Source organism: Chitinophaga jiangningensis (assembly GCF_900142605.1).
Lineage (GTDB): Bacteria > Bacteroidota > Bacteroidia > Chitinophagales > Chitinophagaceae > Chitinophaga > Chitinophaga jiangningensis.
In genome coordinates, this window is the sequence record NZ_FRBL01000001.1 from 719,712 (window position 1) to 744,196 (window position 24,485).

A 24,485-nucleotide genomic window follows, 5' to 3' on the forward strand; every position below is an offset into this window, starting at 1 on the left:
AAATATTCCTATTTTATGGAATATCCGCATCTTTGCATCCTAACTGGTGTATACGTATATTCACTAAAAAAAGGGCTGCATGCAACTGGACAAAACTTCCTATTACGACCTTAGCATTTTTAACCGCGATGAAGAATATTCCCTGTTCGGGCGACTGGATTTCACCATTACAGCCGGTGGAAGGGAACACCTGCGCCAGCTTTTTACCAAACCGCTGCAGGACATTAAAGCGATACAGCAACGACAGGATGCACTTAAATATATTATTAGTCTGCAAGGCCAATGGCCATCCGTAATTACCAACGGTACCATTGTGGTGGTGGAAAACTACCTGGAAGCGCAGATTGACCCAATCAGTAATACAGAAGGGCTGGGGTTATATATTCAAACCGCGCTGCACAAAACCGTGTACGCACCGGATTTTAAACATATCAAGTTCGCCTTTGCGGAGGTCCTGAACCTGATCCGCGGATTCAATGAATTTGTGCGGGTGTTTAACTCAGATCAGGCACCACAGGTATTGAAAGTATTACTCGACAGGGCGGCGCGACTCCTGAACCAGCCCGACTTTGCCACTATTTTACAGGCGGATGAAGAAGGAAAAATCCATGCGGCTAACATCCTTCGGTTCGACAGCTACATGCGTAAACGGAACCGTAAAATTCTGCTGGAGTTAATCTCTCTATATCACCAGCTGGATGCCTTCTACGCCATGGCAAAGGCGGTGAATCATCACAAACTGAATTTCCCCACCCTGCTGGATCATGCTCACCCTGTGATAAAGGCGAAGCAACTGTATCATGTAATCCTCGACCAGCCGGTGGCCTATGATATGGAGCTGAACCAGGCTACCAATTTCATGTTTCTTACAGGGGCTAATATGGCCGGAAAAACTACGTTTATCCGTGCCGTAGGGATCGCGGTTTTCCTGGCGCATATAGGCATGGGAGTGCCTGCGGAACAAATGGAACTGAGCTTCTTCCATGGTATCTTTAGTAATATCCAGGTACAGGATAATATTTTCAAAGGAGAGAGCTATTTCTACAACGAAGTTCAAAGAATTAAAAACACCATCATCCAGATTAATAACGGCAAAAACTGGCTGGTATTAATTGATGAGATGTTTAAAGGCACTAACGTGGAAGATGCCCGTAACTGTTCGCTGGCGGTGATTCGTGGATTGCTGAAGAGCAGTAATTGCCTGTTTATTTTATCCACACACCTGTATGAGGTGGCGGAGGAACTTAAGAATGAATCCAAAATTCAGTTTAAATATTTTGAGTCGCAGGTGATTGAAGATGATCTGCATTTTACTTATTTGTTGAGAGATGGTATTGCTAAGGAAAAGATAGGATACCTAATTTTAAGGAGAGAAAAAGTTTTGGATTTACTGGAACAGATTAAGTAGATTTATATTCCGACGATCTCCTGCCTTCGGCAGGAGATCGTCGGGTCAGCGAGAGGCGGCGGCCTCCCGCTGACCCCGGAGGGGCGGGACTGAAAGTCCCGCCCCTCCCGATTTGTTAACCTTCGATAACATCCATATGATTGTTAAAACCTATGGCAGCGCCATCGAGGGCGTAAAAGCCATTACCATTACCATTGAGGTAAACGTTTCTCCCAGAGGCTCCAAATTCTTCATGGTAGGCCTACCAGACAATGCCATTAAAGAGAGTGAACAACGGATAATATCTGCGTTGCAGCATATTGGTAAGCAAATGCCACGAACCCGTACAGTTGTTAACCTCGCGCCGGCGGCTATACGAAAAGCAGGAGCAGCTTACGATCTTCCTATTGCTATAGGCATACTAGGCGCATGTGGACAATTATCCAGCGATGCATTTGCCTCTCATCTGATGATGGGTGAAATATCCCTCGATGGCAAATTATTGCCGGTGAGAGGTGCATTACCAATGGCATTACAGGCCAGGACTGAAGGGTTCACAGGCATCATTCTCCCTATGGACAATGCAGCGGAAGCTGCACTGGTAGAAGATGTTACCGTTTATGGCGCCACACATATCAACGAGGTCATCAACCATCTTCGGGGAAGTACTCCTCTTACTCCTGCTACTACCGGTAAGGGTACTACGCTGCTGCAGCAGCCTATCACCTACGATTTTGACTTCAGCGAAGTAAAAGGCCAGTTACATATCAAGCGGGCGCTGGAAATAGCGGCTGCCGGCGGGCATAATGCGGTGCTCATAGGGCCGCCCGGTGCGGGCAAAACGATGCTGGCCAAACGGTTCCCGTCGATACTGCCTCCCCTGCCACTGGAAGAAGCACTGGAAACTACCATGATATATTCAGTAGCAGGTAAGACTACGGATAACAATTCGCTGATTGTACAACGCCCGTTTCGTGCGCCGCATCACGGCATCAGCGATGTGGCGCTGGTAGGCGGTGGCAGTACTATTCAGCCGGGAGAGATATCCCTGGCGCATAACGGGGTGCTGTTCCTGGATGAATTGCCGGAGTTCCGGCGTTCAGTGCTGGAAGTACTGCGACAGCCTATGGAAGAAGGCAGTGTAACCATTGCCAGGGCAAGGCAGGCGATTACTTTCCCGGCAAATTTTATGTTGCTGGCATCCATGAATCCTTGTCCCTGTGGATATTTCAACCATCCCGAGAAAAAATGCAGTTGCGCACCGGGTATGGTGTATAAATACCTGAATAAGATTTCAGGGCCGTTGATGGACAGGATAGACCTGCATGTAGAAGTGACGCCGGTGACTTATACCGCTCTGACGGAGCAGGTGACGGCTGAGAGCAGTCAGGTGATACGGCAGCGGGTGATGGCGGCCAGGGCGTTGCAAAAGGAGCGGTTCGGCGATCAGCCCGTTAGCTGCAATGCGCGGATGACGGCAAAAATGATGCACCGGTACTGCAATACGGATGTGGAAAGTCAGGAATTACTGCGCCATGCCATGAAGCGCCTGCAATTATCTGCACGTGCATTTGACAGGATTATGAAGGTGAGTCGCACCATTGCAGATTTGGATAACAGCGAACGGATCACGGCCCGTCATATGGCGGAGGCGATCCAGTACCGTAGCCTGGACAGGCAATCCTGGGGCGGCTAGGCGACGACTTCTGTTTTCTGTAGTGGCAACCTGTTGCAGGTATCGCGGCTGCTGTTCTCTTTAGTATAACCGGTAGGTTATACACATTGCTTGTTTTGCAATCAGGCAACTGTTTCTGTTTTCCGGTATTCTTCGCTGAGTTTTTTCTGCACTTCAGGGGGTACTGGTGCATAGTCTGCGAAGTTGGAGCGGAGCTTGGCTTTGCCCTGTGTTACATTGCGCAGTGCCGCGAAGAGCTTATCCAGTTCAGCCTGCGGCGTACGTGCTTTGATTACCTGGTAGCCATTTAGTGTATCCATGCCAGTTATTATGCTGCGGCGACTTTGTAATTCACTCATTACATCGCCCATCATGAAGTCCGGGGCGGTGGCTTCGAGCTCGAATACCGGTTCCAGCAGCTGCGGGGCAGCCTGATGGAAAGCATCTCTGAAAGCCATCATACCGGCGATTTTGAAAGAGATATCGTTACTATCCACCGGGTGCATTTTACCATCGTACACGCTTACACGAATATCGCGTACGTAGGAGCCGGTGAGGGGCCCTTCCTGCATTTTCTCCATGATACCTTTGAGGATGGAGGGCAGGAAACGTGCGTCTATGGCGCCACCCACGATACAGTTGTTGAATACCAGCTTGCCTCCCCAGGAGAGTGGGATTTCTTCTGTGTCGCGCACGGGATATTCTTTCAGCGGCGGCATACCTTCGAACCAGGGTTCAATTTTAATATATACTTCACCAAACTGTCCGGCGCCACCAGATTGTTTTTTATGCCGGTAAGATGCCAATGCCGGCTTCTGGATGGTTTCGCGGTACGGGATTTTTGCCGGCAGAAATTCCACCTGCATTTTGTAAATATTTTCGAGCCTCCATTTGGTAACCAGGAGGTGGAGGTCGCCCTGGCCATGGAGGATCACCTGTTTGAGTTCGCGGTTGAACTCTACTTCCAGGGTAGGATCTTCCATGTGGATTTCGGCGAGCACTTCGCTGAGTTTTTCGTCGTCAGCTTTGTTTTTAGCTTCGATGGCTACACGTACTTTGGGTCCGGGGAAGTCGATGGGGGTTATTTGTCCCGGAAAGCTTTTATCACAGAGGGTATGATTGGTAAGTGTGTTTTTCAGTTTGAGTGTACAGCCGATATCGCCGGCACGGAGTTTATCCACATTATTGCGGTTTTTTCCATCGGCGATGAAGAGCTGGCTGATTCTTTCGGTGGTATTTCCTTTTTCGTTGATAAGTTCCATACCGGGTTTGATTTCGCCTGACATCACTTTGAAGAAGGTGAGTCGCCCTACATGTGGCTCCTGCAAGGTTTTAAATACGAAGAGGCAGGCGGGGCCGGCGGGATCACATGGCACGGCGGTACCATCTTCGGTGGTTTCTGCGGGCATATCGATAGCGGAGGGGGCTACGTTATCGATGAAGCCCATGAGTCGCCCGCTGCCCATATCATTTTTAGCGGACAGGCAGAACACAGGGAAGATCTGGTGTTTGAGCATACCTATTTTGAGGCCTTCGCGGAGTTCATCTTCGTCGAGGTTTCCTTTTTCGAAGTATTGTTCCATGAGGGTATCATCGTTTTCGGCGGCTTTTTCAACGAGTTCGTTGTGGAGTTTGCTGGCTTGTTCCTGTTCGTTATCGGGGATGGGGAGTTTTTCGGGTTTTCCACCGTTTTTGGGGAAACGGTACATGGTCATTTTGAGGAGATCGATGATGGCATTGAATCCGGGGCCTTGGTTAACGGGATATTGCATGATGGTGACTGCGTTTCCCAGGGCTTGCCGTGCCTCCTCCAGGGTTTTGGTAAAATTGGCTTGCTCTGTATCTAACTGATTGACTGCCAATATAGTGGGTTTACGGTATTTATCTACGTAGTCCCATATGAGTTCGGTGCCTATTTCTACACCGTATTGGGCATTGAGCAGTAATACGGCAGTGTCGCATACGCGTATGGAGGCTATGACTTCGCCGATAAAGTCTTCCAGGCCGGGGGTGTCGATTACATTAATTTTGTAATCGCGCCATTCCGTGTGCATGGAGGTGGCGTATACGGAGTTACCACGTTCGTATTCGATTTCGTGGTAATCAGAAACCGTATTTTTTTCCTCTACTGTACCGCGTTTAGAGACGATGCCTGCTTCAAACAGCATTGTTTCGGAAAGGGTGGTTTTTCCACTCTTGGCAGCGCCCAACAGTACGATGTTTTTGACGTGTTTTTCATCATACGTTTTCATATGTGGAGATTTATGAGCTTATAAAGAACTTCTATATTAAGTTAGTCATTTTTGGTCAATGCGAAACCTACTGTGTTATAACATATAGTACCTTTGCTACTTCGATATATTTCGATATATAAATGATAAGGAAACAGGATTATGAAACTACTACTTCAATATTTGAGTAAATACAAATGGCTTTGCTTCTGGGCTATGCTGCTGGCGACTGTCAACCAGCTCTTTTCGCTGATGGACCCTTACATCTTTGGTCGTATCATTGACAAGTTTGCCTCGCATCCTAAAAGTACAACAGCTGATGGCAGTATATTCCGCAGCGAGAGCGGTTATATCACGGGAGTGATATTATTGCTGCTTGCATCCATAGGCGTTGCCATGGTATCCAGGATTGCGAAGGCATTTCAGGATTATTTTGTAAATGTGATTGTACAAAAGTTTGGTGCGCAGGTATATACAGATGGGCTGAAGCATTCCCTTCGCCTGCCCTACCAGCAGTTTGAGGACCAGCGTAGCGGCGAGACGTTAGCCATCTTACAAAAAGTAAGAACAGACTGCGAGAAATTCATTACCTCTTTTGTGAACGTATTATTTGTTTCGCTGATTGGGGTCATTTTCGTGATTATTTATGCGGCCTATGTGCATTGGACGCTGCCGTTTGTTTACCTGATAGGCAGTGTTTTACTGGGTATACTCATGAATATTTTGAGTAAGAAGATAAAGGTGATCCAGCGCACCATTGTAAAGGAAACTACTGCGCTGGCGGGGAGCACTACCGAATCGCTCCGCAACATTGAACTCGTGAAGAGTCTGGGGTTAACCAACCAGGAAATCAGGCGATTAAACAGTACTACGCTGAAAATTCTGATGCTGGAATTAAAGAAGGTAAGGAGCATCCGCAGTATCAGCTTTGTGCAGGGTACCTTTGTGAACCTGATGCGTTCTGCGATCCTTTTCCTGCTGTTGTTTTATATCTACCGTGATATTGTTAGCATAGGTCAGCTGATGTCTCTCCAGCTGTATTCCTTCTTTATTTTTGGCCCGTTGCAGGAGTTAGGCAATATCATACTCAATTACCGGGAAGCACAGGTATCTCTGCAAAACTTCCAGCAGATACTGGATACGCCGGTGGAAGAGCTGCCAGCCAATCCTGTGAGCATCACTCATATTGACCAGCTGGAGTTCCGCGAGGTAGGCTTCCAGCATCTGACGGCGCAAACGAAGGCACTGGATAAGGTGAACTTCAGTGCCAAGCTGGGCGAAACCATTGCGTTTGTGGGGCCTTCAGGGTCGGGTAAAACCACGCTGGTGAAGCTGCTGGTGGGGTTATACAAACCTAACGAAGGGCATATTTTATATAACGGCGTAGAGTCGAACGAGGTAGACATGGAAGGGCTCCGCCACCAGGTGGGCTTTGTAACCCAGGATACCCAGTTATTTGCCGGTACTATCAAGGAGAACCTGCTGTTTGTGAATCCGGGCGCCAGCGATGCGGAGGTGATGGATGCGCTGGACAAGGCTTCCTGTTATTCGCTGCTGGCGAGAGCCGATAAGGGACTGGAAACAGTCATCGGAGAAGGGGGGATAAAAATTTCCGGTGGGGAGAAGCAAAGGCTGTCGATAGCCAGGGCGCTGCTTCGCCGGCCACGACTGATGGTATTCGATGAGGCAACTTCGGCGCTGGACTCCATCACAGAGGAGGAAATTACGAGGACGGTCCGGGACATTACTGCTGCGCGTCAGCATATAACTGTGATGATTGCACACCGTTTGTCGACCATCATGCATGCCGACAGGATATTTGTACTGGAAAAAGGCCGGATTGTTGAAACCGGACGCCATGCGGAGTTGTTGGAGGAAAAGGGACTGTATTACGCTATGTGGCGTCAGCAGATTGGAGAAAGGAAGTTTGAAACAGAAGTAATTAGTTAAATTTGCGCCATGAGTACAAATAAGCCGCAACGTCCGAACTATTTCTGGAGCATGTTAACCATGAAGTGCCCCAGATGTAGAAAAGGGCCGATGTTTAAGGATCAGAACCCGTTTCATGTGAAGTTCTCGAAGATCTTCAATATGTATGAAAACTGCCCTGTATGTGGTCAGCAATATGAATTGGAAACCGGATTCTGGTTTGGGACGGGCTATGTGAGTTATGCATTATCGGTGGCTTTCAGTGTGTTTAACCTGATCTGGTATGCGGTATTTTTTGGTATCAGCTGGAGGGACAACAGTATTTTCATCTGGCTGGGCATAAACGGGGTGTTGCTGGTGTTGTTGCAACCGTGGCTGATGCGGCTTTCCCGGGCGATTTACCTATATTTCTTTGTTTATTACGATGATGATACGGCAAAGCTGGAGAGATTCCACCGCCATAAAGATTAGCTATTGTTGAAGATATTTGGGGCTGTGAAAACAGCCCCTATCTTTTTCAACCAAAATCTGAACCAATGGTGGTCAGAAGAATTTATAGAGGCAATAACTTCAAGTGTGTCTTAAGGGAAATGTAGGTATTAAGTGCGGCAGGTTTGTTTCCTCTGATACCTACCATGAAAATGCGGTGCTAAACTACGAAATCCACATTTATTTAAACAAATAAATGTATCAGTGGTGGAAGTTTCATTTTTACGGTCAAAACCAAATTTGCGGCGTTCGTTTAAAATCAGAATAGTAATGAAAAGGATATGTTTTCAACTGGCGATCATTGGATTTTGCAGCTGGGCCTGTAATAGCAGCCCTGAAAGGGTACCTGACGCAAAAGTGGTCGAGCGGGGCGGGAAGACGGTTCATCCACAAAAATTCAGGTTACAATCCGGCAGTGCGGATGACTCAAATACCGTATATACTGCCGGTAATATATTTATCAAGGTAGCAAATGGGGAGGACTCCATGCAAACAATCACGATCAGCAAGGAGCAGAAGCGCCTGATTAATTATATCCGTAAAATTGACAGTTTGCCTTCCTACTATTTGTATACCAACGCCGGGGATACGATTATGGCGTTATTGGCGGGCACTAAGTTCACGGCTTACCGTATTATGAATAACAAGGCGGTGTTACTGGATCATTTTTTCACGAAGGAGTTGCCGGAGTTGGAATATAGGGATTCGGTGCCAACGTTTATACATCATAAATAAAAAAGCCGGGACTTTGAAGTCCCGGCTTTTTATATTTCGTATAGGCGTTTACTTAGCGTAACCGTCGTTTTGAACCATTAGTTTGTTAGCATTTATTTCGGTTTGCGGGATAGGCAGCAGGAAGCGGAAGTTACCGGCGGCCAGTTTAGCAGCACCAGCATTTGGCGCATCGTCCGCATTTCTGTCCACACCCAGGCCTCTTCTTTTCAGATCCCAGAAGCGATGACCTTCATATGCCAATTCTTTAAAACGTTCGTCCATGATTGCGGCGATAGCCTGATCTTTACCAGGGAGGGTAACATTTGTGTAACCAGTGATACGGGCAGCACGCAGCTCATTCAGGTCACTTTCGGCGCTGTTGGCACCGGAAACCTTGTTCAGTTCTGCTCGTGCTTCTGCACGGATCAAGTACATTTCACCTGTACGGAAAACTTTAGCGTTATTAACGTTTTCGTTGGCCGTAGCATAGGCTGAACCCGCATACTTTTTAATCAGTTTAGAAGGACGGTTGGCAGCAACCAATACAGGCTCATCGATAACGTAAGCGGCAAAACGCACATCATTCGTTTTATCGTAAGCGTTAAAGACCTTACCAGAGGCGGTCCATGAAATTTGGCCGATATTGAGCACACCACCGGGAGCGGTAGAAGTATTACGCCACAGGCTACCCAGGCGATCCAATGCGGTAGTACGAACAATTTTGTAAGATACTTCGGCATTGTTTGCATCGGTCCAGATACCAGGGAATTCGGCTTTTGTAGCAAGTGGTAACAGGCTGATATACTCCGTAGCGTAAGTTTCAGCGTTAGCCCAGTCTTTCATATAAAGGGCAACACGTGCCTGCATGCCACTAACAGTAGCACGGTTGATGCGGTTTCTGTCGTCCAGATTATTTGGTACCAGCGCTTTGGCCGCAGCCAGGTCAGCATTGATTTTTTTGAAGTATTCGTCCAAAGGAATACGGGCCTGTGGCTGCAGGGAAGATTTCTCCATGTAAGGCATACCTAATTTACCTGAACCATAGTTATCGCAATAGTAGCGGAACAGTTCGAAGTGTGACCATGCACGCAGGAAATAGCATTCTCCCTGCAGTTTAAGGCGTAATGGGCCATCAGAAGGTTTTAATGAATCTGCTTTAGGCAGGGCAGCCAGTACACGGTTAACCCTGTCAGCAATTCTACCATTGGAAGTAACCGCAGTAAAGTTATCCCTGATTACCACATCAGACGCACCAAACGCCCATTCGTGTACAGTTGCCTGATTATAAAACTCAGCAGTTTTCACTTCATCGGCCATCAGTGCGTTAAACAGAATGTCCATATTGGTAGACACTTCAGCGTAGGCTCCAATTACACCTGCTTCGCAGTTATCGACGGTTTTGAGGGCAATGTCCCCACCCACCATGTCTGTTTCCTTAATATCAATTACTTTCTTGCAACCTAAGGTAGTGCTCAGCAGTAACGATATGCAAATTATATTTCTCAGTTTCATTGTAATTCAGTTTAAATGGAAAGACTACATTCCGGGTGATTAGAAAGTAATATCAATACCAGCGGTCCAACTTTTCGGATTTGGATACTCGTTCAGACTGATGTTGTTATTATCTTCCGGATCCTGTCCTATCCATGGGCTCCATACTGCCAGGTTAAAGCCTTGTGCATATATTTTCGCGCCTTTGATCAATTTATTGCCTTTGAGTTTGATAGCAGGAACATTGTAGGCAAACTGCAGACTTCTGAAGCGAAGGAATTTCGCATCCATCAGGTCAGAAGAGGTGAAACCTCTGTCGTAGTTAGGTGACTGGAAAAATTTCTGGTCGCCAGGTTTGGTCCATGTTTCTGTCAGCAATTCTTTAATACCGTTCAGGGAGGACTGGTAACCTACTGAACCTCTGGAAATCCAGTTGTAGGTGTTGTTACTTCTTACTACATCAAACTGGTAAGAGAACAGGGCAGACATGGAAAAGTCCTTGTAACGTGCATCGAGTGTAAAGCCACCCACATGTTTAGGCAAATAAGTACCGAAAGTAGCCATGTTTGGAGCAGCGCTCACATCATATACAGTTTTACCATCGGCACCTTCGAACATTGGCCTTCCGGTTTGTGGATCAGCACCGAGGTAATGTGGTGTGTAGTGGGTTCCGTAAGGCAGGCCTTTTCTGATCACAGAAGTACCTACTACATACTCGTTTACGAGACCCAGGTCTTCGATGTTGTTTTTGTTGATAGCGTGTGTCCAGCCCAGCGTTAATGTATATTCTTTTCCTTTCAGCACATCGCCGGAAAGCTGAAGTTCCAGACCGCGGTTACTCATTTTACCAGCATTGATATCCAGTTGGGTAAATGCGGTAGTATAAGACAGTGGCTGAGTTACGAACATATCTACAGTCAGGTTCCTATAATAGTCAGCACTCAGTCTGATACGATCAAACAGGGCGATATCGAAACCAACGTTGAGTTTTTTGATAGACTCGATAGTCAAATCACCGTTACCAGGTGCGGTAGGACGGATACCAGATATAGAAGATCCAAGGAAGCTGCTAACACTACCATAACCAGCATATTGGTTACCCATATAGTTGGTCACAGGCAGCAGACCATTGGTTGGCGTAACACCAAACATGGTGTAGTTAGTAGTGTTGATACTACCGATATTTGGAATGATACCATAAGAACCTCTTACACGCAGATCAGTGAGAATTCTGCTACCTCCGAGGAAGTCTTCCTTGATGGCATTCCAGGATGCACCCACGGACCAGGTACTGATTTCTTTATTGGAAGGATTTAAGATACGGGAAGTACCATCACGTCTGATCAAACCGTTAATAGTGTATTTATCGTTGTAGGTATAACGGCCATTAGCAAAATAAGACCTGATACCGTAACCGGTTTTAGCGCTGGAAGATTGCTGGGCAATGCTGGCTGCACCACCTGTAATTACTGTACCTGCACCCTGACCGGTCATTTCTAAACGTGGATCAAGCGCATACAGGTAAAAACCATTACCCTGTTGCCAGTTTCTGATTACCTCGAAGAAAGCACCCGCTTCCACACTGTGTTTACCGAAACTATTGGCATACTGCAGGCTGGAAGTATTGATGATGTTTGCGATTACTCTGTTAGCTTCGATATCCATCCCTTTCTGCTGAACCATAGTGGTACCATAGAAAGAGTTTGCACTTACGTAGCGTTGTGCAAAATTAGAAGATGCATCCAGACCGATTTGATTAGAAGCAGTCAGCGAAGGCAGAATTTTATAAGAGAGTACTAAGCCTGTATTTATTTTAATCTGCTTTTCGCGATAGGTGGTAGCGTTGATCGCTTCCAGCGCGTTAGCAATACCTTTAGGTGCCAGAAGCGTGGTAGTACCATAGTTCAGCGTACCATCCGCTTTGTAAGGATTTTCATAAGTTTTAGCTCTCCATACAATCTGGAATGGGTTTCTGGCACTATTACCCAAGTATTCACCATCAGAATAATCACTGATTGTATAGCCCAGGCTTGAATTCAGACGCATGCTGAATTTACCGAAGTTCTGATCCAGATTGAAACGGGTTACATATCTTTTCAGGCGAGAGTCGTCAATAGTACCTTTTTGGTCAAAAACCTGACCAGACCAGTAGTATCTTGATTTTTCAGTACCACCTGAAGCGTTGAGTTCGTAAGACTGTGAAAAACCTTTGCGATAGAAAAGATCAGCGAAGTCGACATTGATTTTACCCATACTATCCAGAATGGCAGCATTCCTGGCTTTCTGTGCCTCAGAAAGGTTTGCGTTAGCCGGGTTTGTTGGAGAATAAACCCAGCCTGCTGTACCTGGAAACTGGCTTCTTTCTTCGTACTTCAGCATTTCTGCCGAGTTCATCATATTCATATTCTTCCACTTTACAGGAGCAGTGGTACCCAGTTGCGTACGGAAGGTCAAAACGTTATCGCCGGCTTTACCACGTTTGGAAGTCATAACAACAACGCCTACACCGCCACGGGCACCATACAGGGCAGCAGCAGCTGCATCTTTCAATACGGTCATAGACTCCAGATCATTAGGGTTGATTGCGGCCAGATCACCAGAAGAAATTGGTACTCCATCCAGGATATATAATGGCTGTACACCTGCACCGGCAATGGATTGAATACCACGAATAGTAACGTTGGTACTTGCACCAGGTTGTCCGGAACCGGAGGTTGCCTGTAAACCCGGTACACGGCCTTGCAGGGCCTGATCCAGAGAACCCACTGGCGTTGCATCCATTGGTCTGTTACCAAGGATAGAAGCCGCACCTACATATTGGTTACGTTTGATAGAAGAGTAACCCGTTCTGATTTCCACCTCATTCAGTGATTGTGCTGACATTTGCATACGAACGTCAATCACATTATCACTGCCGATGGCAATTTCCTGCGTAGCAAAACCGATAGAAGCAAAAATCAATGTTTTAGCATTTTCCGGCACTGTCAGAGTGTACTGTCCTTTGGCATTCGTGATACTACCACGTTGTGTGCCTTTAATCTGGACAGAAACGCCAGGGAGAATTTCCCCATCGTTGTCTACCACTCTCCCGGAGATTGTTCTCTGGGCAAAAAGCGACACTGTAAATAGCATACATGCCACCAATGCGAATAGAATTTTTCTCATTTGCGCTTAGTTTAGATTGGTTGAGTAAAAGGTATAGGATTCCGTGACCAGCACAGCGGTCAGGCTCCAAAAAGCAAAAACGTATATTCGTTGACGTTATACGTCAATTCATAAGCGATAATTAAGAATATGTGCTAGGTTACGATTTATCGTTGTCGATAAACAGGGCAAAAGGTGAATAAATACAAGCAAAACTTTATTTCACGTTGGCACACAAGTAACTCTCAGCGTTAATTCTGATATTGTTCCTGGGAATTTGCTACAACAACTTAAATTTTGGTTATTAATATTTTATACTATCGTTCTACAGACTTTGGCATTGATTACATTTCAAAACTCTTATTTCATAAGAGGATAATTTCAGATTCTCACAGCTTGTAATCGGAAATAAAGATAACACCTAATCTTTCAATTTAACAATCAGATTTACAGATATTTATATTTTTCATATGTTAAATCCTAGTGCTGTAAACAAAACACGCGGTTGTACCACTTAAAAATGTGATACAACCGCGTGTAACTAATTGACTGTTTATACCTATTTAAAATCGATCGGAATTGCCAGCTTCACACTGAAATTACGGCCCATGTTAAATACACCTGCACGACCCGTCAGCGGATTTACATCCGCATATTTTAACCGGCTCAGGTTACTCTGGTAAGCCACATCTGTAATATTATTCACTGCAAAATGCAGGGAAAATAAAGTCCTGTTCTTCCTATTTACAAAGTCAGACCCGAAACCTGCATTGAGCAAGGTAAATGCACTGGTTGGTGTTTCCGTTTCGTATGCACTGAAAATATTATGCTGTGCAAAATTCATATCCATCTGCACCCCCACATATGCATTCTGCAATACGCCACTGCCGATTTTCCTGAACTTACCTTTTAGTTCAGATAACCATCTCCCCGCAGGAATATTGGGCAAATACTTCGTAGAGTCGGTACCGTTAGCTGCGATACCACGTACATACGATACCGTATTTTCAAAATGCAGCCAATCGATCGGATGCGGATGTATATCCAGCATCAACTCACCACCGTATAAATTCGCAGTAGTTTGCTGGTATTTAAAGGCAGCATAACCTTCTTCATTATTATCCACCGGGATGGAATCACTGCCAGCCTGGTTAAACAGTTTACGGGAATATATGAAGTTGTTGATATGGTTATAGAAGATATTGGCGGTAAGGCTCACGTGCTCGGTGTTAAAATCCACCCCGATGTCTGCCTGGGTACTTACTTCCGGCTTCAGGTCCGTGTTGCCATATTCGTATTTGATCGTGCCTTCGTGTACCCCATTGGCAGAAAGTTCTGCAATATTTGGTGCGCGGAAGCCTCTGGCTGCATTGGCCTTTAGCGTTACACGGTCGCTGGCAGCATAGCTGATACCTACGCTGGCAGAAACGTTATTGAAGTTTTTATTAAAAGCAGTAAAACGTTCCTCACCATTTGCGGCCGGCTTACCATCTCCATCGAGGAACAGCGCTTTGGAATTGAGCGAGCGGTTATCAAAACGTGCACCCCCCGTCAGCGTCAGCTTACCGAATGATTTACGGGTTACGGCAAAACCGCCGATATCAAACAGGTCGTAGGCCGGAATCAGGTATTCTTCCCCTTTGTTGGCGTTGGTTTGCTGCATACCATTTACCCCTACTGTAGTTTGCCAGCCGTTCATTTCCGGCAGGAAATAACGGAGCCCATAGTTAAACGTTTTCAGGTCAAGGAATAATTCCGGATCGTTTGGTGCCAGCACATCGCCGTATTCTTTACGCTGGTTGAGCTGATAACCAAGGGTAAGTGCCAGGCGCCCGCCATTGGCCAGGTACAAACTATTATCCCACACAATCTTCTGGTGAGCGATTTTTTGTTTTGGCACATTCATGCTGTATGACTTATTATCACTATCCGTTGCAGAAGTTTCTTCGGCCACCCCTCCGTTGTTGATCAGTTTTATGAAGCCACCTACGCTATCTCTTTCTCCTTCTACCAGTCCGAGGTTTTGATTGAAAGATGTAAAGGTCAGGTGTGAATAACCCCATTTTTTATTAATACCGATACTGGCGCCGTAGTTCGTGTTATTATAGCGGGAATTGAAAACGTAATCGTCATATTTATTTTTATAATCGTGTGCCTGTTTTTGGGTGATGTAAGCGCTCCAGCTAAACCCACTCTGGTTACCGGCGATATCCGCATGATAAGCCATGGTACCGTTGTTAGACATATAGTTCGCTTCCAGGTTACCCTTAATTCTCCCTACAGGTAAAGGAGCAGGGGTGATAATATTCACCACGCCGGCCAATGCATCCGAGCCATACATGAGTGATGCAGGACCTTTGAGCACTTCAATCCGGCTAACGTTATAATCATCTATTTCAATACCGTGTTCATCTCCCCACTGTTGTCCTTCCTGGCGTACAGCGTCACTTACCACTACTACGCGGTTATAACCAAGTCCCCTGATGAAAGGCTTACTGATAGCAGGACCGGTGGATAGCTGGCTCACGCCGGGCACTTTGGAAATAGCATCGATAATGTTGGTAGAGATGTGCTGGTCCAGGTCATCTTTACGGATGATGCTAATGGGCACCGGGTTACTTTTGGCGGAGGTAGCCATATTTACGCCTGTTACCACCACTTCATTTTTTTCAATGAGCGTTTCGGAAAGTTCAAAATCATGGTTGGTAGCGCCTTCTATGTTTATCACTTCCGTATAGGCAGCATAGCCTATATAGTGGAGTTCTACCAAAAATTTTCCTTTCGGGAGATTTTTAATGCGGTAGTTACCGTTGGCATCCGCTGAGGCACCTACTTTCAGGTCGGGCAGGTAAATAGTAGCCCCAGGTAATGCAGTATGATTGTTTTTGTCTGTAATTTTTCCGCTGAGGGAGTTGTTGGTCAACTCATCTTTAGGGTTGCCGGCATAGGCAAAGGAGTATAACGCAAGCATGGTTAACGTTATCACCGAAAAGCGGGTCATAAATACACGCAGGTATTGCATATCAATGTTATGATAAATCAGTTAAAAAGGCTGGAGGTAATTTCAGCTGATACCTTCGGCATCAGCTATTGGATTCCGCGTTGTGCGGTCTGGCTCTCTCCGTTTTTACAATATTTCAGAAATGGTATATCAACATGGTAAGGCTGCCACTGGTGGCGCTCTGGGGGGGAGATGGCGGTGAGTTGCATGGGTAGGAGCCGGGCAGGCGGGGTCGTGTAGTACCCATACCACCGTTTGAACCGGCGCTATATATGAAGTAACAAATACCTCATAGGGCTCGATACCGATCTGCAGAAAATCACAGTGCTGGTGATGAGAGGAAATAGTAACCTCTCCTACCGGATGTATGGTATCGTGTGTATCATGATGGCTGGTGAATTCATGAATGAATTCCCTTGGGAGTGTATTCAAGGCGAATACTCCCAATAGAATCATAGCTAAAAACCGATGCCAGAACATTTTGTACACGGGGCAAAGATAGGCAAAGCGCTGCTGTTTGCAACAGTGTTGCACAAAATTTAATCAAAAATTAAACTAACTAATTGATTTACCTCACCTTAAGCATAGGCCTTACCTGTTGCACTGCGCCATTTTGGAAGCGGGCATAGTAAATACCGGTAGGCAGGTAGCTGGCATCAAAGGTAAATGTGTAAGTGCCGGGGGCATGTACTTTGTTGACAGGTACGCTCACGAGTCGCCCCATGGTGTCAAAGATCTGCACCATAGTATTACCGGAGCCGGTGATATAGGTAATTGTTGTACGATCCGTAAATGGATTGGGACTATTGATAATAAGGTGTTTATCCTCATCAGGCGTAAGGTCCGGAATCCCGGTGATCACACCGCAGGCAACGCCGCTGATCAGTGGCAGTTGCTGGTAGTCCTTTTGCAGCACGGCCTGCAGCTCATCTGGTTTTACGCAGAACCATTGCTGGAGGATGGATGCGTATACGGATCTGAAATCGTACTGCATCGGAATATTATCATTTACCGAGCTGGCATCGGGAATGGAAGGCGTGTTACCGAGTACGCCCTGCATCACGTAATCGCCAAAAACGATCATAGGAGCAGCGGCGCCATGGTCGGTCCCCATACTACCATTGGATTTGATACGGCGGCCGAATTCGGAGAAGGTCATACCTACCACGCGGCGACTCGCTTTGAGTCCCCTCAGATCCGCCATAAATGCGCTGATAGCTTCTGATACGCCTCCCAGGAGGTTGGCGTGTGCGCCTTTGGAAGTATCACCGGCATCTGCCTGGCTGGCATGTGTATCAAAACCACCGGTGCTAACCATGTAGAGGCGTGTCTTTAATCCGCCGGCTACCAGTCGTGCTACAATTTTCAATTGTGCTGCGAGGTAGTTATTGGCGGGGTAAACGCCCTGCGACGTTACTTTGGCGGCTGCCTTTTTTATAGCCTGTTCGTAGCTGTTTGTTTGCTTGGCGATGAGGCGGATATATTCCAGTTCCTTACCTGCTTTGGTGTTGGGCACGGGATCCAGTACACCATCGATCAGGTTATAGAAGTCGGTGGCGCTGGTGATGGCGATCCCCATACTGGCGTCTGTACCCTGGAAGGCGGGCGATACAATAGAACCTATTTGCACGGCCAGCGGATCAGGGTTATCCGCATTGGGATAACCATCCGGAAAGCCCGGGTGTTGTGTTTCCAGGTAGCGGCCTCCCCAGCCGGTGTTAAGGACCTGGTTGGAGTCAGAGCCGGTGAGCCAGATATCGGTGGCGCGGAAGTGGGAGAAGTTGGGAGATGGGTATCCCACACTTTGTATGATGCTTACTTTACCGTCGTTATATAGTTTTTGAATGCCTGTCATGGATGGATGCAGTCCCGCTTTTGTATAACCCTGAAGCCGGAGCACTTTTCCTTCCTGAATGGCGATGTTGGTACGTGCGGACTGGTAGGCGGCGTATTTATCCAGGGGGATGACCATGTTGAGCCCGTCGTTACCGCCGGTGAGCTGAATCATGACCAGTACGTGATCATTATCAGCGGCTGCGCTCAGTGCCTGCAGCAGTGGCGTGGAGCCGAATGCTTTTACAGAAAATCCACCGAGCAGTGTAGGCAGCACTGTAGCAGGGGCGGTATATTTAAGGAAGTCTCTTCTTTTCATAAGGGTAAATCAACAGATCAGGATAATTGGTATTCAGACAGGTCCATGATGTATTTATAGAGTGCCTGGAGGCGGATATGGACGTCGCTCCGGGCTTGCATATCGTTGGGATTGGAGACATACAGCTGCCAGGCGTTTGTCCAGTAATAATCCTGGGTTTGGCCGGTGAGCAGGATGGTTCCTTTCAGGAAGGCTTTCAGGTTATCGGAAACGCCTATACGATATAATATATCCAGTGAATCAGAGATGAGTGCTACCGGGTCGCCTGGATTGGGCAACTGGGCTGCGAATGCCATCGGATCGATGAACATATTGAAATTGAAGCCGCGGTCGCTGATGAGGGCATCCGTCAACATATTCCTTTTAGGAAGGGTATCCGTATTGATCCATAGTTCATGGAACGAAGGGGCCTGGTAGTAGGCATCCCAACCGGCTACCAGGGGCGGATCACCGAGGTTTTGCAGCATATAGGCGGCGGTACTGTGGATTACTTTCCAGCATTCGTACCGGGTGGTATAATCGGCAGGGAACTGCACGTTAAATTCCCGGAACACGCCTACACAGAAGTCCACCGGCGGCTTAATCAGACAGGCATAGTTCAGTGGATCGAAGAAGTGTTCGCTGGTGAGCAGTGCGTTGAGTGTTGTTTTGATATCATAGCCGCTGGAGCGGAAGATATCTGCCAGTGGCGCGATGACATTCTGTTCTGTGGCTGCATCTATTTCGTAGTATACGAAGAACCGGTAAAGTTTGCGGCAGATAAACTTCGCTACTTCCGGTTGCTGGAATATGATGGTAAGCAGGTCGTCGAGCTCTGTAGCGCCGGCGGGGCCTGTTTTTCCGGAGATGACCCGATTGGAATAGAATGCAGAGAACTGTTTATTCTCGATATCGTGCTGGGTGGTATTAAAGGTGCTGGTGATATTGGCGTCATCGATGCGGAAACCAGTCAGTACGCGTGCGGTGGCTTTTACGTCATCTTCTGTGTACTTTGAGTCGGGCCCTTTCCCCACGGTAAAGAGTTCATGGAGTTCGCGTGCGTAGTTTTCGTCTGCGGCTCCTTTGGAGTTGAGGTAACCATTGAGATAGATGAGCATGGCCGGATCGAGGGTAATGGCTTTGGTAAGTGCCTTAAAGTTCCCGAGGGCATGCTGGTGCATGGTCAGATAGTTTTGATAGAGGTACCGGCTGTCCTGCACAATGATGGTTTCCGTAACGAAATGGTTGTGCCAGAAGAGTACCATTTTATCGTGTATGCTTCTGGGTTGGTTGATCAGTTGTCCGATCCACCATGATTTATAGGAAGTTATTCTATCGTTTTCAGTATCCACATCACCTTTTGGCGCCCTCACCCATGTTGCGCCAAGGGGCACGCCGGTGGAGTCGGTACCATAGTTATTCACAGGCGGTTGTGGGTCCGGCTGTGGTGTAAGGAGGGTATCTACTGCCTGTTGCATACCCATGCTGCTGAATGCGGCGAGATCGGCCGGTGTTACACCGAACATGGTCCGTTTCAGGAGGTGGAGTATTTGTTGTTTGCCCCAGGGGCCGGAATAAGGAGCTATGCCGGTGGCAGTACGGGCTGCTTTTGGGGCGGCAACAGTACTACGTGCAGGCGATAGGGTAAGGAATTGTCTGCGATCCATAATAAACGATATGGTTGATAGCAATTTTGCTGAATCAGGCGGTAAATTAGTAAAAAGTTTAATTCAAGTAGATTAAAATATTATAATTTAATTTATCATATGCATTCCTAATCTATATAGAAAAAAGTATAAGATATTGAGAGATAATAGACAATAAAAAACGAGCCCACAATACTGCGGGCTCGTTGCAAGGAATATTTTAAAAAAATTTTAGCTGAGATTTTCGATGACGCCGGCGATACCTTGTCCTCCCCCTACGCAGGCGGTAACGATACCGTATTTTTTATTGAGGCGTTTCATATCACCGAGGATTTGCACGGTGAGTTTAGCACCGGTGCAGCCCAGCGGGTGACCGAGGGCGATAGCGCCACCGTTGATATTGACGATATCAGGATTGATGCCAAGCTCGCGGATAACGGCGATGGACTGGGAGGCGAATGCTTCGTTGAGTTCAACGAGGTCGATATCACTGAGTGATTTACCGGCTCTTTCCAGGGCTTTAGGCACAGCGGCCACAGGTCCGATTCCCATGATGCGGGGATGTACGCCAGCGGATACGCAGGATACGAGCCGCCCAATGGGCTTCAGGTTCAGTTTATTCACCATTTTTTCGCTCATCACGATTACGAAGGCGGCGCCGTCGGAAGTTTGTGAGGAGTTACCTGCGGTAACGGAGCCACCGGCAGCGAATACGGGTTTGAGCCTGGCGAGGGCTTCGATGCTGGTATCAGCACGCGGACCTTCGTCGGTATCAACAATGTAGGACCGGTTGGCCTTTTTACCTTTTGCATCTACATAAACTTCGTTGACATCAATAGGCAGTATCCCATCCTTGAAATAGCCGTTGCTGATGGCATTTAAAGCCTTTTGGTGGGAGTTGTAGGAGAAAAGGTCCTGATCTTCCCTGCTTACCTTAAATTCTTTGGCTACGGCTTCTGCGGTAAGGCCCATGCCTATATAATAATCCGGATTGGATTTAGCAACGGTGTAGTTAGGAACGGTTTTCCATCCCGCTACGGGCACCAGGCTCATACTTTCAGTACCACCGGCGATGATGCAATCGGCCATACCGGATTGAATTTTGGCAGTGGCTATAGCGATGGTTTCCAGTCCCGAAGCGCAATAGCGGTTTACCGTCATGCCGGGCACTTCGATACCCAGCGCTCTCACAGATATCATACGTCCTATCTGCAAACCTTGTTCTGCTTCGGGCACGGCGTTTCCAACAATCAGGTCATCGACCTGTTTAGGATCGAGCTGTGGTACTGACTTGAGTAAGCCGGTAATCACATCAACTGCCAGATCATCGGGCCTGTAAAAGCGGAAACCTCCTCTCTTGGATTTGCCTACCGCAGTGCGGTAACCGGCAACTATATACGCTTCTTGCATTGGACTACAATTTTATCTTGCGTTAACGATATTTACTATCCTTTCAAATTTAATTAATTTAAGGATTAATATTGTCAGAGAAACCGTTAAATTTGAAACCTGGAATTTAACAGATGTTAAGACTCTGTAGCTCAGTTGGTAGAGCAGCTGACTCTTAATCAGCGGGTCTAGGGTTCGAGTCCCTACGGAGTCACACCGCAGAACCCTTAACAGTAAAGGGTTCTGCTATTCAAAACAGTCTGCTTTTATATGTAATTGGTAGAAAACTTAACACTTTTCTTAACACCACTTGCATATGAAGAATTTACAGTACGAAACACCTAAAGCACTGCCCAATAACTGCCGTAGATCAAGATATGCAGTGCACCCTGCAAATTGGAATACTACGCGGCCCAAAATGACTGTTCAGTGGCGTATCACCTACCGTTTTTATGATCCACGTCAGACCCTCCGCTGGCCCAAAGGTTACCAGAAAGTGCTACAAGATGGTATAATGGAGAAAACAACCCCCGCCGGCAGACAAGCTGTGGTTCAATTCCTATTAGATCTTGAAGAAAGATTACTGGACCAGGGGTATAATCCAATTGAGAAATCAATAAAATTAACGAAAAGGCCTATAGCAGATACGGAGGTTATTGCGATCTCCAGATCTACTGCTTTTACTGCATCATTGGATTTTGGGCTAAAGGCACGTAAGCTAAGTGCTAAGACTAAGGCTGATATTAAAAAAATATTTCCGCACGTGATCAAAGCAGCTTCTGAACTGTATCATAATAAGGAAACTGACACAATTCTTCGAAACCGGCTTTCGAGCGCAGATGTCCCCCTTTCTAACATGCCTGTTTTCCAAATTCAGAAATTACATATTCGTGCAATAGTTGACCAGGTCGATAAGAATTTGACCAAGCCTGGTGAACCATGGTCCGCCAATATGTATAATCGCTACCTTTCTTATCTATCAATGGTCTTTATCGGCCTGATAGAATCTGGGATCATTTCCGAAAATCCAGTAAAAGGAATCCCACAAAAAATGATAACCGAGGAGGCTTCCGAACGACCAACACTCACTCAGGAACAGTCAGACTTTATTGTTAACGCTCTCCTGGCTGATCCCATTAAATATTCCTTCGGCCGGTTTGTAAGTATTTTTAGATCATCCGGAGGCAGAGAGTCGGAGTTTGCGCGTTTACAGGCAAAGCATGTTTCCCTGCAGGACCGCACTTATAAATTACAGGTAGAGAAGGGCGGGCGGAATGTTTTGGAAACAAAGTTAATGACGGATGACACACTTTTGTTTTGGGAAGAAATACTGTCAGAGTGCCACACACCGGATGATTATCTATTTGGAGAAGAGATGTATCCAAGTAGCAAACCAGTGGAGCCCCAACGGTATACCTTCAAATGGCATAAATGGATAAAAAAAGGAATGGGGTTTTCCGAGGATCTTTACTCGGAAAAACACCGTGAGCTAACTGCTACCGTGGATAAGGAAGTGGAACTCCTGGTTAGCGAACTATTGGAAGTCGCACAGGGTATTGCTGCTCAAAAGGCCGGACACACAACAAACAAAATGGTTAAAGAAGTATACGATGTAAAATCAAATAAGAGGTCAATCGAACTGCAGAAGCGCATCAAAAACTTACTAACTAGTAAGTAGGTAATTCTATCAAAAAAAGGGGCCAGTCACCTGGCCCCTGCATCCTACGAAATCCTGTTATTACAAATGTACAAACTTTATTGGTGAGGCACGACAAAACCGAGTAAAGACAGGCGGCTGGCAACGGAATCAATGCATGCTAAAAGGGACTTCTCATAATTAACGCCCGTTGCATAACCTGCAGCAGCTATCGCCTTGGCAAATTGTTTCGCATCGGTAAATTCAAACGCTGGCTGATAACGTTCGATACCTGTAAGAAAACGGCCGTAATCTATCCAGGCCTCTGCCGCCGAATCGTAGGCCCGAAATTCACGATCAACGTCCCATATATATCGTTTCTTACCATCCTTCGTCTTATACGGCGTAATATTATGGACTGTTTTGAATTTGTGCTTTTGGCGATTGTTATCAGGTAGATCTTCTTCTGTACGGAGTACCTGGATCCTACCTGTCCATTCAGGGCCCGGGGTCATACCGGATGAATTGAACTGAGGTGCGCTATTCCCCCAATCACTTTCTAAACCTTTTTGTCCCAGGATAAAAAGAACTGGTATTCCGGTTGTCTTCCAGCAAGCCACAGCTGCATAAAAGTTCAGCTTTATGAAGATGCTGATTTTATCATTTGAGGTCATTTCTTTCTAAATTTATAAATGAAATATCCGGTTACCAGTAGCGTGAGAGCACCCACTGCGCTCCACAGCCTTGCGATTGTGACGTCACATTTAGCGACAACAACGTTCAACCTCCCAATTTCTGCCTCCTTTTCATGGATCATCTGGAGTTCCGCGCTACTTTTAACAGGATACGGTACCGGTATGGAGTCTGGTAAGCATGGCCGATAGGAACGCTGTAGACTATCAATTTTCTTTAATAGACGCATAGTTTGAATTTGGAAGCCTCCAACGAGTGCTGCACATTTGTCGCTGATGCTATCTGCAGCATATTGGCGATCATGCTCCAAACGGTTCCGCAGACTGTCACCCGCTCTCTGTAGGGAATCAATCGTAGGGGTATAATCAGTGTTATTCACTGGCGTAAAAATGGGTATTCTGCCGGCACTGTCGGTTACACAAGGAAAATACTTTGCAGATAAATCTGCAAAGGAATTGGGTTGCCGCTCAAATAAGGTGCGTGCATGGGGCAGGCTCATGCAACCGCTTAGGGAGTAGCAGATAGCAACAAACAAAAGTGTCTTTGCTGAATCAGTGTAACTTTGTCCATTACCGAGCATTAGCTGTATACCTTTCAACAAAGCAAGAGTAAAAATAAGAAGCTTCAGCACCCGCTTTTCCGTGAGCTCAGGTAAGCCAAAATCTTCAATCATAGCCGTGGCACCAGGGATGATAAAAATAGCCATGGCATTTACAAAACGTCGATACCACAATGGGGCCGGGCGTTCTAACTGTGAAAAACCTATTTTCGTTTCAGGCATATAACTTTTTTAAAGGATGAAACAATTAGTTTCCTATTCCTTTTTACCCATAGGTAAATGTCCTTACCGGCAATGGCCGCTACTCCAGATAACAATCCAGGTAGTAATACTCCAGTTGCTAAATCAGCACAGCTTACCAGGGAACTGA

Annotated in this window: 16 protein-coding genes and 1 tRNA gene; 7 read left to right on the forward strand and 10 right to left on the reverse strand. The window is 46.5% G+C overall.

The window, feature by feature from the left end; translation table 11 throughout:
* Nucleotides 1–79 precede the first annotated feature (79 nt).
* Both BUB18_RS02925 and BUB18_RS02930 read left to right on the forward strand, forming a co-directional pair.
* Nucleotides 80–1,408, forward strand: coding sequence for a MutS-related protein (locus tag BUB18_RS02925; protein ID WP_073077837.1), 1,329 nt, complete (start codon nucleotides 80–82; stop codon nucleotides 1,406–1,408).
* Nucleotides 1,409–1,544: 136 nt separating this feature from the next.
* Nucleotides 1,545–3,083 (forward strand): YifB family Mg chelatase-like AAA ATPase, encoded by a 1,539-nt coding sequence (locus BUB18_RS02930; RefSeq protein ID WP_073077839.1) that lies wholly within the window; start codon nucleotides 1,545–1,547, stop codon nucleotides 3,081–3,083.
* A 101-nt stretch (nucleotides 3,084–3,184) separates the two neighbouring features.
* Here BUB18_RS02930 and BUB18_RS02935 read toward each other — a convergent pair whose 3' ends face one another.
* Nucleotides 3,185–5,314 (reverse strand): elongation factor G, encoded by a 2,130-nt coding sequence (locus BUB18_RS02935; protein ID WP_073077841.1) that lies wholly within the window; start codon nucleotides 5,312–5,314, stop codon nucleotides 3,185–3,187.
* A 141-nt stretch (nucleotides 5,315–5,455) separates the two neighbouring features.
* On the opposite strand from BUB18_RS02935, the gene BUB18_RS02940 reads away from it, so the two are divergent.
* The 3 genes from BUB18_RS02940 (at nucleotide 5,456) to BUB18_RS02950 (ending at nucleotide 8,446) form a co-directional block, all read left to right on the forward strand.
* Nucleotides 5,456–7,243: an ABC transporter ATP-binding protein gene (locus BUB18_RS02940; protein ID WP_073077843.1), complete on the forward strand. Its 1,788-nt coding sequence runs from the start codon at nucleotides 5,456–5,458 to the stop codon at nucleotides 7,241–7,243.
* A 9-nt stretch (nucleotides 7,244–7,252) separates the two neighbouring features.
* Entirely contained in the window at nucleotides 7,253–7,693 is a 441-nt protein-coding gene (locus BUB18_RS02945) for a DUF983 domain-containing protein (RefSeq protein ID WP_073077845.1), read from the forward strand.
* 288 nt (nucleotides 7,694–7,981) lie between these two features.
* On the forward strand, nucleotides 7,982–8,446 hold the full coding sequence (locus BUB18_RS02950; protein ID WP_073077847.1) for a hypothetical protein: 465 nt from the start codon (nucleotides 7,982–7,984) through the stop codon (nucleotides 8,444–8,446).
* 48 nt (nucleotides 8,447–8,494) lie between these two features.
* Here the strand turns inward: BUB18_RS02950 and BUB18_RS02955 are convergent, their stop codons facing one another.
* From BUB18_RS02955 to BUB18_RS02980, 7 genes are all read right to left on the reverse strand, one after another.
* Nucleotides 8,495–9,937 (reverse strand): RagB/SusD family nutrient uptake outer membrane protein, encoded by a 1,443-nt coding sequence (locus tag BUB18_RS02955; protein WP_083549296.1) that lies wholly within the window; start codon nucleotides 9,935–9,937, stop codon nucleotides 8,495–8,497.
* Nucleotides 9,938–9,976: 39 nt separating this feature from the next.
* A complete protein-coding gene (locus tag BUB18_RS02960) occupies nucleotides 9,977–13,081 on the reverse strand; it encodes a SusC/RagA family TonB-linked outer membrane protein (RefSeq protein ID WP_083549299.1) in 3,105 nt (1,034 codons plus the stop codon).
* A gap of 538 nt (nucleotides 13,082–13,619) precedes the next feature.
* Complete coding sequence (locus tag BUB18_RS02965; protein WP_073077851.1) at nucleotides 13,620–16,082, reverse strand: TonB-dependent receptor; 2,463 nt, start codon at nucleotides 16,080–16,082, stop codon at nucleotides 13,620–13,622.
* A 129-nt stretch (nucleotides 16,083–16,211) separates the two neighbouring features.
* Nucleotides 16,212–16,517 (reverse strand): hypothetical protein, encoded by a 306-nt coding sequence (locus tag BUB18_RS29270; RefSeq protein WP_143159805.1) that lies wholly within the window; start codon nucleotides 16,515–16,517, stop codon nucleotides 16,212–16,214.
* Between the two features lie 112 nt (nucleotides 16,518–16,629).
* Nucleotides 16,630–18,213 (reverse strand): DUF1501 domain-containing protein, encoded by a 1,584-nt coding sequence (locus BUB18_RS02970; protein ID WP_073077853.1) that lies wholly within the window; start codon nucleotides 18,211–18,213, stop codon nucleotides 16,630–16,632.
* Nucleotides 18,214–18,230: 17 nt separating this feature from the next.
* Nucleotides 18,231–19,859: a DUF1800 domain-containing protein gene (locus BUB18_RS02975; protein WP_083549301.1), complete on the reverse strand. Its 1,629-nt coding sequence runs from the start codon at nucleotides 19,857–19,859 to the stop codon at nucleotides 18,231–18,233.
* A gap of 210 nt (nucleotides 19,860–20,069) precedes the next feature.
* Nucleotides 20,070–21,248 carry a thiolase family protein gene (locus BUB18_RS02980; protein ID WP_073077855.1) on the reverse strand — a complete coding sequence of 393 codons (1,179 nt, stop codon included), beginning with the start codon at nucleotides 21,246–21,248 and terminating at the stop codon, nucleotides 20,070–20,072.
* A gap of 120 nt (nucleotides 21,249–21,368) precedes the next feature.
* Here BUB18_RS02980 and BUB18_RS02985 point away from each other — a divergent pair.
* A tRNA-Lys gene (locus BUB18_RS02985) sits at nucleotides 21,369–21,441 on the forward strand.
* Between the two features lie 102 nt (nucleotides 21,442–21,543).
* Nucleotides 21,544–22,905 (forward strand): site-specific integrase, encoded by a 1,362-nt coding sequence (locus BUB18_RS02990; RefSeq protein WP_143159806.1) that lies wholly within the window; start codon nucleotides 21,544–21,546, stop codon nucleotides 22,903–22,905.
* Between the two features lie 77 nt (nucleotides 22,906–22,982).
* Here BUB18_RS02990 and BUB18_RS02995 read toward each other — a convergent pair whose 3' ends face one another.
* Nucleotides 22,983–23,537: a glucosaminidase domain-containing protein gene (locus tag BUB18_RS02995; RefSeq protein ID WP_073077859.1), complete on the reverse strand. Its 555-nt coding sequence runs from the start codon at nucleotides 23,535–23,537 to the stop codon at nucleotides 22,983–22,985.
* Nucleotides 23,534–24,337 (reverse strand): hypothetical protein, encoded by an 804-nt coding sequence (locus BUB18_RS03000; protein WP_073077860.1) that lies wholly within the window; start codon nucleotides 24,335–24,337, stop codon nucleotides 23,534–23,536. The genes BUB18_RS02995 and BUB18_RS03000 overlap by 4 nt, the downstream gene beginning before the upstream one ends.
* Nucleotides 24,338–24,485 lie beyond the last annotated feature (148 nt).

Excerpts from the sequence above, each read along its gene's own strand:
- BUB18_RS02965 (WP_073077851.1), bottom strand. The coding sequence starts at position 16,082 with ATGCAATACCTGCGTGTATTTATGACCCGCTTTTCGGTGATAACGTTA.
- BUB18_RS02940 (WP_073077843.1), top strand. The coding sequence starts at position 5,456 with ATGAAACTACTACTTCAATATTTGAGTAAATACAAATGGCTTTGCTTC.
- BUB18_RS02935 (WP_073077841.1), bottom strand. The coding sequence starts at position 5,314 with ATGAAAACGTATGATGAAAAACACGTCAAAAACATCGTACTGTTGGGC.
- BUB18_RS02975 (WP_083549301.1), bottom strand. The coding sequence starts at position 19,859 with ATGGATCGCAGACAATTCCTTACCCTATCGCCTGCACGTAGTACTGTT.
- BUB18_RS02930 (WP_073077839.1), top strand. The coding sequence starts at position 1,545 with ATGATTGTTAAAACCTATGGCAGCGCCATCGAGGGCGTAAAAGCCATT.
- BUB18_RS02990 (WP_143159806.1), top strand. The coding sequence starts at position 21,544 with ATGAAGAATTTACAGTACGAAACACCTAAAGCACTGCCCAATAACTGC.
- BUB18_RS02980 (WP_073077855.1), bottom strand. The coding sequence starts at position 21,248 with ATGCAAGAAGCGTATATAGTTGCCGGTTACCGCACTGCGGTAGGCAAA.
- BUB18_RS02945 (WP_073077845.1), top strand. The coding sequence starts at position 7,253 with ATGAGTACAAATAAGCCGCAACGTCCGAACTATTTCTGGAGCATGTTA.
- BUB18_RS02970 (WP_073077853.1), bottom strand. The coding sequence starts at position 18,213 with ATGAAAAGAAGAGACTTCCTTAAATATACCGCCCCTGCTACAGTGCTG.
- BUB18_RS02960 (WP_083549299.1), bottom strand. The coding sequence starts at position 13,081 with ATGAGAAAAATTCTATTCGCATTGGTGGCATGTATGCTATTTACAGTG.
- BUB18_RS29270 (WP_143159805.1), bottom strand. The coding sequence starts at position 16,517 with ATGATTCTATTGGGAGTATTCGCCTTGAATACACTCCCAAGGGAATTC.
- BUB18_RS02955 (WP_083549296.1), bottom strand. The coding sequence starts at position 9,937 with ATGAAACTGAGAAATATAATTTGCATATCGTTACTGCTGAGCACTACC.
- BUB18_RS02995 (WP_073077859.1), bottom strand. The coding sequence starts at position 23,537 with ATGACCTCAAATGATAAAATCAGCATCTTCATAAAGCTGAACTTTTAT.
- BUB18_RS02950 (WP_073077847.1), top strand. The coding sequence starts at position 7,982 with ATGAAAAGGATATGTTTTCAACTGGCGATCATTGGATTTTGCAGCTGG.
- BUB18_RS03000 (WP_073077860.1), bottom strand. The coding sequence starts at position 24,337 with ATGCCTGAAACGAAAATAGGTTTTTCACAGTTAGAACGCCCGGCCCCA.
- BUB18_RS02925 (WP_073077837.1), top strand. The coding sequence starts at position 80 with ATGCAACTGGACAAAACTTCCTATTACGACCTTAGCATTTTTAACCGC.